Genomic DNA, 10,178 nt, shown 5'->3' on the forward strand with positions numbered 1-10,178 from the left:
CCGTCAGTTGAATACGAAGCCGCCGTTGACCGGCAGCAGTTGGCCGGTGACGAAATCCGCCAACGGCGACAGCAGATAAAGCACCGTGCCGTTCACATCGTCCGGATGCTGCGCCCCGGCCAGCGCGCGCCCCTGCTCATACAGCTGATGGCGCTCGGCGGGCACATACTCGGTGGCTTCCACCCGCGTCAGGCCCGGCGCAATAGCGTTGACGCAGATGCCCTGCGGGCCCAGCTCGCGCGCCATCGATCTCGTCATCGCGATCACCGCGCCTTTGCTGGCGACATAGGCCATCAGGCGCGGCGCGCCCCACAGCGCGGTGTCCGACGCCACGTTGACGATCTTGGCGTGCGGGTTGCGCGCCAGCAGCGGCACTGCCGCCTGGCTCACCAACCAGGTACCGCGCACGTTGATCTGCATTACCCGATCCCACAGATCGATGTCGTATTCCATCATGGTTTTACCGCCGACGCCGGTCGCCAGCGCCGCGTTGTTCACCAGCCCGTCGATCCCGCCGCCTGTGGCGATCTTCTCGAACGCCGAACGGATCGAATCAGGTGAGGCCAGATCGATGATTTGCGTTTCTACCTGAGCGCCCTGCTCGCGCAGCGCGGCGCCGCTCGCCGCCAGCTCATCCGCCAAAATGTCGCACATCACCACCTGCGCGCCGGCAGCGGCAATGGCGGCGGCGAAGCTGTAGCCCAGACCGCGCGCCGCGCCGGTGACCACGATGCGCTTGCCGTTCAGCAGGCCGTTCACTGCGCCGCCTCCCGCTCGCGCAGCGTCGCCAGCTGTTTCTGCGCCTCTTTCTGCATCAGGCGGCGCAGGCGCGACAGACCGACGTCGTGCTGGTACAGGTATTCGCGGCCACGGGCGTTAGGCGCCATGTTTTCAAGCACGATGCGATCCTGCTCGAGGACGTCCCAATGCAATGATTCCAGGCGATTGCGATACATGAAGCGCCACATGTCGCGCTGCCAGTCTTTGACCTTACGGATGCGCCAGAAGAATACCCGGCAGTGATCCTTGTCTTCCGGCACCACCATGCCGATGATCCAGAAGTGGCCGCCCGGCCCGAAACGTTTTTTGTACGGGATCGACAGACGCATCCAATACGCGCCGCTGTTGCCGAACTCCACCCAGTCGAAGTTGACGCCGATCTGGCCGTTTTTCTTGAAGATAAACCCGCTGTCGGTCGGCTCCAGCCCCATGTCCGCCTTGCGATCCCCTTCCGCCATCGAGTGCGAGGAAGAGTGCAGGTAGGTGCCGTGCATCGGATCCATCACGTTTTCCAGGGCGTATTGGTAGTTGCAGTTCCAACTGGCGGTGCACAGGAAGTGGCTGTACGACGCTTCGTCCGCCAGCTCTTGCGGGAAAGTCAGCTCCGCCGGCGCTTCATCCGCCGTCACGCCAAAATAGAGGAACACCGCGCCGTAGGCTTCTTTGGCCGGGTAAGCGCGCAGGCATTTTTGCCCCACCAGCGGGCAGCGATCCACCGCCGGCACGTCTTTCACCGTCCCGTCGCCGCCGACTTCCACCCCGTGATACCAGCAGGCGATGCGATCGCCGAGGTTCCACCCCATGGAAAGCCGCGCGCCGCGGTGCGGGCAGCGATCTTCCAACGCGTGTATCTGGCCTTCACCGTCGCGCCACACCACGATTTGTTGCTCAAGGCGGGTGATGCCGACCGGGTTGTTGCCTACTTCCCAACTGGCCAGCACCGGATACCACATGCCGCGCAGCCCCTGGTCAAGATAGTCCTGCAAGCTCTGTTCGGAGGATGTTGTGTTTGCTGTCATTGTCTTCTCCCGGGTGTCGATCAGAAACCGTTAACGTGAAGGAATTCGCGGAACGTCGCCTCATTCCACGGCTGGCCGCTGCGATCGAACAGGCGGCGCTGATTCAACGCGCTGACGATCTGTTCCAGCTCTTCCGCGCCCTGATCGAAGATCGTTTCCAGCGCCGCCACCAGCGCGGTTTCGAAACCGTCCGGCACCCGGGCACGGTTTTGCCACACAACGTTGCGGAACTGGCCCGGCTGATGGATTTGACCGTTGCCGCCTTCGCGGGCCGGCGTCACCTGTTGGGTGTCCGGCAGCCAGGGATTGAAATCGGTGATGTGCTGCATGATTACTCCTCCGCGATAAAGGTGATCTGGATTTGGTTGTCGACCACCCGGGTGGGATAGGTTTGCAGATCGCGGCCGCCCGGCTCGCGCAGGCACTGGCCGGTACGCACGTCAAACAGCGCTTCGTGCAGTGGGCACTCAACCTTGCCGTCGTCAACAAACCCCTGGCTGAGCAAGGCGTAAGCATGCGGACAGACGTCTTCCAGCGCATAGTAGTTACCGTCGAGCAGGTAAACCCCGATCTCTTTGCCTTCCACTTTGCCGGAGAAAGGAAAATCTTCTTTCACCTGAGACACTTCGCACACATTCTTCCAGCTCATTGCTTTTATCCTCTATCTGATTGTTTCATATATGAAACTCAGTTTCTTATTTAATACAGTCACTATAAGTCTGGCGAAACTTTCGTCAAGCGAGCGGCGCGGCAAATGTTAATGAAAGGTTGTTTAAAAATGACAAATGCGGGAAGGATCACGAAATAATGCACCGATATGAAAAACCTATGTCAGTTGTGCGCTCTTCAGCTAATTTATGGCAAAAATTGCGTTGATCCTGCCGGCGCATTGCGCGTAAAAGAGTGCTCTCGCTGTCTTTTACACCTAATTTTATAACAATAAATTTACATAAATCGGCCTCATCCCCGCGTTTGCGCGTAATGGCATCCGCAGGTGAGTTTACTGCTGCCTGAATTCGTCAACCGCTCGCACTGAGGAACGCGCCGTGCAACAACGTCAACGCTGGTTTGGGGTGATCGCCCTGCTGTTTCTGATCGTTATCGCCTATGCGGATCGGGTTAATATCGCCGTGATGTTGGTCAATCCCGACTTCCTGCAACACTTTCAACTCGGCGGTGACCGCGCCCATCAGGGCACGCTGATGACGGTGTTTTTACTCGGTTACGGCCTGTCCGCCATGTTGCTGACGCCGTTTCTGGAAACGCTGATGGGTTACCGCCGCGCGCTGACGCTGAGCGTGGTGCTGTGGGCGCTGCTCACCGCCGCGTCGCCGCTGGCGGGATCGCTGCTGTTGCTGTGCGCGGTGCGCGCGCTGCTTGGCGTCAGCGAAGGACCGCTGTTCTCGCTCAAGACCATGTACATCAGCGATCATTTCGCCGCCGACGAGCGCGGCAAACCCAACGCGGTCAGCGCGCTGGGCGTCTCGTTGGGGCTGGTGATCGGCTTTCCGCTGGTGAGTTTTCTGATGGCGCACTTCGGGTGGGCGATGTCGTTTCACCTGCTGGCGCTGCTCAACCTGCTGTTGGGCCTGGCGCTGGTGCGGCTGTTCGTTCATCCGCTCGCCTTACCCTCATCTTCACGCCCCGCCGATCCTCAGCCAGTGTTGAGCCGCGTCTGGCACACCTTCGCGCTGGCCTGGCGCACGCCGATGCTCGGTTGGATCCTGCTGATCGAGATCGCCACGCTCAGCTACCTGTGGGGCTCCAGCGCCTGGCTACCGGCTTACCTGACCGATGAAAAAGGATTCTCCATCAAGCAGATGGGATGGATGGCTGCACTGCCTTTCATCGTCAGCATCGCCTCAAAATACCTCGGCGGCGTGCTGCTCGATCGTATCCGCCCCTATCAGGCGCCGCTGATCTTCGTCTTTGGCGGCGCGGCGACCGCGCTGTGCATCTATGGCGTAATGAACAGCCATCAGCTTGGCTGGATCGCGTTCTTCCTGCTGGCGGCCAACGCCTGTTGGGGCGCGCAGGGCGCGGCGATCCCCACGCTGCTGCAGCATTATGCGCGGCCGGAGGCGGTCGGCAGCGCCTATGGGCTGATCAACGGCATCGGCAATCTGTTCTCGGCGTTCGTGCCGATGGCGATGGGCATGGTGATGGCCAGCCAGGGCAAGGTATCCTCGGGTTTTGCGGTACTGATCGCCTCGCAGCTGCTGACGCTGCTGGCGGGCGGCGCACTGTTTGGCCGCATGTTGCTGGCGCGCCAGGTGAAGCGGGCATAGCCTGTTCCCGCACCGTTGCGGCAGAGAAAGCCAATGGCCTTGAGAGGGTGCTCATGGATCTGGACGCCAACAACCAGCAGACGGGGGACATCCCCCGTCGCCGGGTTGCCTTACCGTTCGGATTCGTAAGCCAAAATGGCCGCAACCTCCGTAGTGCCCGATCGGATCCGCAGCTCGCACAGCGTGCTACGGGTTATCCATGCCAGTGATATTACCGTGGCACAAATAACCACCAGTTTTAACAGGCTCCGTTTGTTCGGCATCATGCCTTCTTCTCCTTGCCTCGCGGCGGGTAAGAGGCTAACTTAACGTTGCTGGCGTTAGAGTAGGCCTCGGGTTGATGAATATCGACTCGGGGCTTTTCTCTTTGTACCTTTCACGCAGGCTCTAGATACAAAGATCCAGAGCACCCGCCCGCAGTATATTCATCCTCCCCGTTATCCCGGTTCCTTTTTACTGACTCCGTTTCATTTCTGCGCAAAATTGCGCAAAGGCGTTGCAACAGACTGAAAATCGCCGCACGGATGGCGACAAATGAAATAAAAAAAGCGGCCCCCATACGATGGGAGCCGCTTTTTCAGCGAGGCGTGGCCTGGCGTCAGGCGTGTTTCTTGGCCGCCTGCAGGTACAGCATCTCCAGACCCAACGTCGCCGCGGCCAGCGCGGTGATCTCGGACTGGTCATAGGCCGGCGCCACTTCCACTACGTCCATGCCGACGATGTTCAGCGACTGCATGCCGCGCACGAGTTTCAGCGCGCGATCGGAAGTCAGGCCGCCGATCACCGGCGTGCCGGTGCCCGGTGCGAACGCCGGATCCAGGCAGTCGATGTCGAAGGTCAGGTACACCGGCATATCGCCGACGATGCCTTTGATCTGGGTCAGCAGGTCGTCCACGCTGCGATCGTTCACCTGCGCGGCGTCCAGTACGGTAAAGCCATTGTCGTGATCGAACTCGGTGCGAATGCCGATCTGCACCGAGTGATGCGGGTCGATCAGGCCTTCGTTCGGCGCATGATAGAACATGGTGCCGTGGTCGAACTTGCTGCCGTTGGCGTAGGTATCGGTATGGGCGTCAAAGTGCACCAGCGCCAGCTTGCCGAAATGCTTGGCGTGCGCACGCAGCAGCGGCAGGGTGACGAAGTGGTCGCCGCCGAACGAGAGCATGCGCTTACCGGCCTTCAGCAGTTTCTCCGCGTGCGCCTGCAGCTTGTCGCTCATGTCCTGCGCATCGCCGAAGTTGAACACGATGTCGCCGCAGTCAACCACGTTCAGGCGATCGCGCAGATCGAAGCTCCACGGCCAACGGTTGCCTTCCCAGGCCAGGTTGGTGGACACCTGGCGGATGGCCGCCGGGCCATGACGGCCGCCGGCGCGACCGGAGGTCGCCATGTCAAACGGAATGCCGGTGATGACCCACTCTGCATCGCTGTCGTAAGGCATGAAGTTCAGCGGAAAGCGCAGGAAACCAAAGGCGTTGGACACTAATGAATTATCGGACTGATGGCCTAAGGTGCTCATAGTAAACCCTCGTAGTTCAACAAGTTGCCGGGCGCAGACGCCGGGCCGTGACAAAAAAAAATCCCTCCCGCGTCGTTAGCCCGACGAGAAAGGGATTTATTCGATGTGTGTTTCGGTGCTACCGATACAGCAGATTATGGCCGCATTTTGTTCATGCTTCAAGGGGGCCGATATCGCCCCCCCTGAAGAAGGCGGTTACTCGTCTTCCAGATACGTGTAGCCGTACAAGCCAGCTTCAAACTCTTCCAGGAACTGCGCCTGCAGCTCGCTGTCCAGATCGGTTTCTTTGACCTGATCGCGGAACTTGGACAGCAGCGCGCTCGGATCGAGCTGCACGTACTCCAGCATATCCGCTACGGTATCGCCCTCGTCGGACAGCTCGGTCTCAACGCTGCCGTCCGGGAACACGTACACGTCAACCGAGGCGGTGTCGCCGAACAGGTTGTGCATGTTGCCGAGGATCTCCTGGTACGCACCGACCATGAAGAAGCCCAACGCCGGCGGGTTCTCCGGATCGTATGGCGGCATCGGCATGGTGGTCGCCACGCCGTCGCCGTCGACGTAATGGTCGATGGTGCCGTCGGAATCGCAGGTGATGTCGAGCAGCACCGCACGGCCTTCCGGCGGCTTATCCAACCCTTCCAGCGGCAGCACCGGGAACAGCTGATCGATGCCCCAGGCATCCGGCATCGACTGGAACAGCGAGAAGTTGACGTAGAACTTGTCCGCCATGCGCTCTTGCAGTTCGTCGATGATAGGACGGTGTGCGCGGTTGCTCGGATCGAGCTGCTGCTGGATCTTGTTGCAGATGTTCAGATACAGCTGCTCGGCCCAGGCGCGCTTAGTCAGGTCCAGCATGCCGTGCGCGTATTGGGTATGCACGTCGTGCAGATCCATCTGGCTGTCGTGCAGCCATTCGCGCAGCGAGCGGCGGTTTTCCGGCTCGTTCATTTCCAGCCAGGTTTCCCACATGCTTTCCAGCGCGCGCGGCGCGTCGGCTTCCGGCGGCTGCGGTTCGCTGAACTCGTTGCGCTCTACGCCGATCACGTTGGAGACCAGCACCGTGTGGTGAGCGGTCACGGCGCGACCGGACTCGGTGATCACCGTCGGGTGCGGCAGGCCGTGTTCGTTACAGGCGTCGCCGATGCCCCAAATCACGTTGTTGGCGTATTCGTTCAGGCCGTAGTTGACCGAGCAATCGGACTGCGAACGGGTGCCTTCGTAGTCGACGCCCAAGCCGCCGCCCACGTCGAAGCACTGAATGTTGACGCCCAGCTTGTGCAGCTCAACGTAGAAGCGCGCCGATTCGCGCACACCGGTGGCGATGTCGCGAATATTGGCCAGCTGCGATCCCAAATGGAAGTGCAGCAGCTGCAGGCTGTCGAGGCGGCCCGCTTCACGCAGGGTTTCCACCAGCTTCAGCACCTGCACCGCCGCCAGACCGAACTTGGATTTTTTCGCCGCCGCTCGACTGCCATTTGCCGGAGCCTTGCGATGCCAGACGCGCACGCACGCCCAGGCGCGGTATGACGTTCAGCCGTTCGGCTTCTTCCAGCACCAGATTGATCTCGGACATCTTCTCGATCACCAGGTACACCTTGTGCCCCAGCTTTTCCCCGATCAGCGCCAGACGAATATATTCACGATCTTTATAACCATTACAGACGATCACCGAGCGGGTCATGCCGGCATGCGCCAGCACCGCCATCAGTTCGGCCTTTGAGCCGGCTTCCAGCCCCAGCGGTTCGCCGGAGTTCACCAGCGATTCAATCACGCGGCGATGTTGGTTCACCTTGATCGGATACACCAGGAAATAGCCGCCCTGGTAACCGAAGGACTCACGCGCGCGTTTGAACGCGGCGTTGATAGAACGCAGGCGATGCTGAAGGATCTGCGGGAAGCAGAACAGTGCCGGCAGACGTTGGCCGTCTTTCTGGCGCGTTTTCACCAGTTCTGCCAGATCGACGCGCGCCTGCGGGACATCCGGATCCGGGCACACGCTGATATGGCCCAGCTCGTTGACGTCATAGTAATTGTTGCCCCAGTAGGCGACGTTATAAGTACGCAGCATCTTGCTGGCATTACGATCATTCATGGCAACCTCCTGCATGGAGCGCAAAGATAAAGACTCGCCCGCAACCGGCGGACGGTGAATCAACAGATCATCAGACATGGTTCGCCTCACATTCCGTACTGACGAAACCGTCAGCCACTATCGCAGCTACAACCCGCGAGAACAACCCAACAAGCCGCGCCGGCGGCAGCGAAGAGAACTGCCGTTCGCGGTCAGCGATCGGTTTATCACTCATATAATTGTAAGACACCCTGTTCAAACCTCGTGAATCGGGCCAAGAAACATCCCACAGGAAGGCTGCAGGCTACCCTTGTTCAGTTCTTCAGACGACCGTTAGCCGGCCCGAGAATCCTGAGTAGCGGCCAAGTGTTTATCGCACCTGGTAAGTGACAGAGAGACAAGACGGGAAATAGCAGAAGAATGTGCGCCAGAACGGCACTGCTGTTGAGAACCAACAACCGGTAGACAACGGATCATTAATCCAACCACCTCCACGCGCGCCGTTCGGAGTGAACGACCCAGCCTCTAAAATAGTGTAAGAACGTGACCGTTCGATGAAGCGGCGGCGCCACGGCGAACGCCCGCGACGGATAATAGCGCAATGCCGGCGAATGCAAAGCGGAAGTTTACCGTACCTTCCCCCACGCCAGACCGCCGTACTGTGCAGCAAATGAACCGCGCGCGCAGTTTATACCGGTAAGCAGGTGAAAAAGCAAAATGAAAATTCGCCGAAAACTGTTTCAAGCGATGAAAATGGCGCCAACCCGTTTGCGCAAAAGAGCGAAAGCGCAAAAAATTACTGGCAATCTGGCTAAACCCTGACCTAAAATAGACGTCCAGATGTTAATCCATCTATACTGGTTAACTGATAAACTGCTTAACGGCTTTGCCTGAGGGGCGTTGCAGGATGCATCTCGCGCCATCAGCGGAAGACCCTTCGCTTCGATGCCGGATCTCCAGCGCTGTGCAGTAATTTCTAACCCGTCTTATGCAAGGTAAAGAACACAATGGCTAAACACCTCTTCACGTCCGAATCCGTCTCCGAAGGACATCCAGATAAAATCGCCGACCAGATCTCCGATGCCGTCCTCGACGCCATCCTGGAACAAGATCCGAAAGCGCGCGTCGCCTGCGAAACTTACGTGAAAACCGGTATGGTGCTGGTCGGCGGTGAAATCACCACCAGCGCCTGGGTCGATATCGAAGAGATCACCCGCAAGACCGTGCGCGAGATCGGCTACGTTCATTCGGACATGGGCTTTGACGCCAACTCCTGCGCAGTGTTGAGCGCCATCGGCAAGCAATCCCCGGATATCAATCAGGGCGTTGACCGTACCGATCCTCTCGAGCAGGGCGCCGGCGATCAGGGCTTGATGTTTGGCTACGCCACCAATGAAACCGACGTGCTGATGCCTGCGCCTGTCACCTACGCGCACCGTCTGGTGCAGCGCCAATCCGAAGTGCGTAAGAACGGCACCCTGCCGTGGCTGCGCCCGGACGCGAAGAGCCAGGTGACCTTCCAATACGACGACGGCAAAATCGTCGGCATCGACGCCGTCGTTCTGTCCACCCAGCACTCAGAAGACATCTCGCTGAAAGATCTGCAAGAAGCGGTGATGGAAGAGATCATCAAGCCGGTACTGCCGGCGGAATGGCTGACGGCGGGCACCAAATACCACATCAACCCGACCGGCCGTTTCGTTATCGGCGGCCCGATGGGCGACTGCGGCCTGACCGGCCGTAAGATCATCGTCGACACTTACGGCGGCATGGCTCGCCACGGCGGCGGCGCCTTCTCCGGTAAGGACCCGTCCAAGGTTGACCGTTCCGCGGCATACGCGGCGCGCTACGTGGCGAAAAACATCGTCGCCGCCGGCCTGGCCGATCGCTGCGAGATCCAGGTGTCTTACGCTATCGGCGTAGCGGAACCGACCTCCATCATGGTGGAAACCTTCGGTACCGAGAAAGTGCCAACCGAACAACTGACGCTGCTGGTGCGCGAATTCTTCGATCTGCGCCCATACGGCCTGATCCAGATGATGGATCTGCTGCAGCCGATCTACCGCGAAACCGCCGCCTACGGCCACTTCGGCCGCGAACACTTCCCATGGGAAGCGACCGACAAAGCTGCGCAGCTGCGCGATGCCGCCGGCCTGAAATAAGCCCCGACATCAACATGAAAAACGGCGAGCCAAGGCTCGCCGTTTTTTTTGAACGGATGGGTGCTCATGGATCAACGCATCGACTGCCGGCCAGCGGAGGCAAAGCCCCCGCCGCCGGGTTGCCTTACCGTTCGGATTCGTAAGCCAAAATGGCCGCAACCTCCGTAGTGCCCGATCGGATACGCAGCTCGCACAGCGTGCTGCGGGTTATCCATGCCAGTGATATTACCGTGGCACAAATAACCACCAATTTTAACAGGCTCCGTTTGTTCGGCATCATGCCTTCTTCTCCTTGCCTCGCGGCGGGTAAGAGGCTAACTTAACGTTGTCGTGCGT

The 10,178-nt window shown here is 59.5% G+C and carries 9 protein-coding genes and 1 pseudogene; 2 read left to right on the top strand and 8 right to left on the bottom strand.

What is annotated here, in order from left to right:
- Positions 1 to 3 precede the first annotated feature (3 nt).
- From ACORQT_RS20540 to ACORQT_RS20555, 4 genes are read right to left on the bottom strand one after another with little or no spacing between them, the layout of a single operon-like run.
- The gene (locus ACORQT_RS20540; protein ID WP_149542291.1) at positions 4 to 759 is read right to left on the bottom strand and encodes an SDR family oxidoreductase; all 756 of its coding nucleotides are present in this window, start codon (positions 757 to 759) and stop codon (positions 4 to 6) included.
- Positions 756 to 1,799, bottom strand: coding sequence for an aromatic ring-hydroxylating oxygenase subunit alpha (locus tag ACORQT_RS20545; protein ID WP_033652735.1), 1,044 nt, complete (start codon positions 1,797 to 1,799; stop codon positions 756 to 758). The genes ACORQT_RS20540 and ACORQT_RS20545 overlap by 4 nt, the downstream gene beginning before the upstream one ends.
- 20 nt (positions 1,800 to 1,819) lie before the next feature.
- Positions 1,820 to 2,128: a recombinase-like helix-turn-helix domain-containing protein gene (locus tag ACORQT_RS20550; RefSeq protein WP_019456046.1), complete on the bottom strand. Its 309-nt coding sequence runs from the start codon at positions 2,126 to 2,128 to the stop codon at positions 1,820 to 1,822.
- A 2-nt stretch (positions 2,129 to 2,130) separates the two neighbouring features.
- The gene (locus ACORQT_RS20555; protein ID WP_004937614.1) at positions 2,131 to 2,448 is read right to left on the bottom strand and encodes a non-heme iron oxygenase ferredoxin subunit; all 318 of its coding nucleotides are present in this window, start codon (positions 2,446 to 2,448) and stop codon (positions 2,131 to 2,133) included.
- A gap of 397 nt (positions 2,449 to 2,845) precedes the next feature.
- Here ACORQT_RS20555 and ACORQT_RS20560 point away from each other — a divergent pair, with 397 nt between their 5' ends.
- Positions 2,846 to 4,087, top strand: coding sequence for an MFS transporter (locus ACORQT_RS20560; protein ID WP_042785348.1), 1,242 nt, complete (start codon positions 2,846 to 2,848; stop codon positions 4,085 to 4,087).
- Positions 4,088 to 4,197: 110 nt separating this feature from the next.
- Here ACORQT_RS20560 and ACORQT_RS20565 read toward each other — a convergent pair whose 3' ends face one another.
- From ACORQT_RS20565 to speA, 3 genes and pseudogenes are all read right to left on the bottom strand, one after another.
- Complete coding sequence (locus tag ACORQT_RS20565; protein WP_004937610.1) at positions 4,198 to 4,350, bottom strand: Hok/Gef family protein; 153 nt, start codon at positions 4,348 to 4,350, stop codon at positions 4,198 to 4,200.
- 335 nt (positions 4,351 to 4,685) lie between these two features.
- Positions 4,686 to 5,606, bottom strand: coding sequence for an agmatinase (gene speB, locus ACORQT_RS20570; protein ID WP_004937606.1), 921 nt, complete (start codon positions 5,604 to 5,606; stop codon positions 4,686 to 4,688).
- Positions 5,607 to 5,801: 195 nt separating this feature from the next.
- A pseudogene (gene speA / locus ACORQT_RS20575) lies at positions 5,802 to 7,779 on the bottom strand (biosynthetic arginine decarboxylase).
- A gap of 908 nt (positions 7,780 to 8,687) precedes the next feature.
- Between speA and metK the strand changes: the two are divergent.
- The gene (metK, locus tag ACORQT_RS20580; protein WP_033644710.1) at positions 8,688 to 9,842 is read left to right on the top strand and encodes a methionine adenosyltransferase; all 1,155 of its coding nucleotides are present in this window, start codon (positions 8,688 to 8,690) and stop codon (positions 9,840 to 9,842) included.
- Positions 9,843 to 9,966: 124 nt separating this feature from the next.
- Here the strand turns inward: metK and ACORQT_RS20585 are convergent, their stop codons facing one another.
- Positions 9,967 to 10,119 (bottom strand): Hok/Gef family protein, encoded by a 153-nt coding sequence (locus tag ACORQT_RS20585; RefSeq protein ID WP_004937610.1) that lies wholly within the window; start codon positions 10,117 to 10,119, stop codon positions 9,967 to 9,969.
- Positions 10,120 to 10,178 lie beyond the last annotated feature (59 nt).

It is taken from the genome of Serratia sp. (in: enterobacteria) (assembly GCF_052400455.1).
In the GTDB taxonomy this organism is placed as follows: Bacteria; Pseudomonadota; Gammaproteobacteria; order Enterobacterales; family Enterobacteriaceae; genus Serratia; species Serratia ureilytica.

Coding starts and splice junctions, on each gene's coding strand:
- ACORQT_RS20545 (WP_033652735.1), bottom strand. CDS start 1,799: ATGACAGCAAACACAACATCCTCCGAACAGAGCTTGCAGGACTATCTT.
- ACORQT_RS20550 (WP_019456046.1), bottom strand. CDS start 2,128: ATGCAGCACATCACCGATTTCAATCCCTGGCTGCCGGACACCCAACAG.
- ACORQT_RS20555 (WP_004937614.1), bottom strand. CDS start 2,448: ATGAGCTGGAAGAATGTGTGCGAAGTGTCTCAGGTGAAAGAAGATTTT.
- ACORQT_RS20565 (WP_004937610.1), bottom strand. CDS start 4,350: ATGCCGAACAAACGGAGCCTGTTAAAACTGGTGGTTATTTGTGCCACG.
- speB (WP_004937606.1), bottom strand. CDS start 5,606: ATGAGCACCTTAGGCCATCAGTCCGATAATTCATTAGTGTCCAACGCC.
- metK (WP_033644710.1), top strand. CDS start 8,688: ATGGCTAAACACCTCTTCACGTCCGAATCCGTCTCCGAAGGACATCCA.
- ACORQT_RS20585 (WP_004937610.1), bottom strand. CDS start 10,119: ATGCCGAACAAACGGAGCCTGTTAAAATTGGTGGTTATTTGTGCCACG.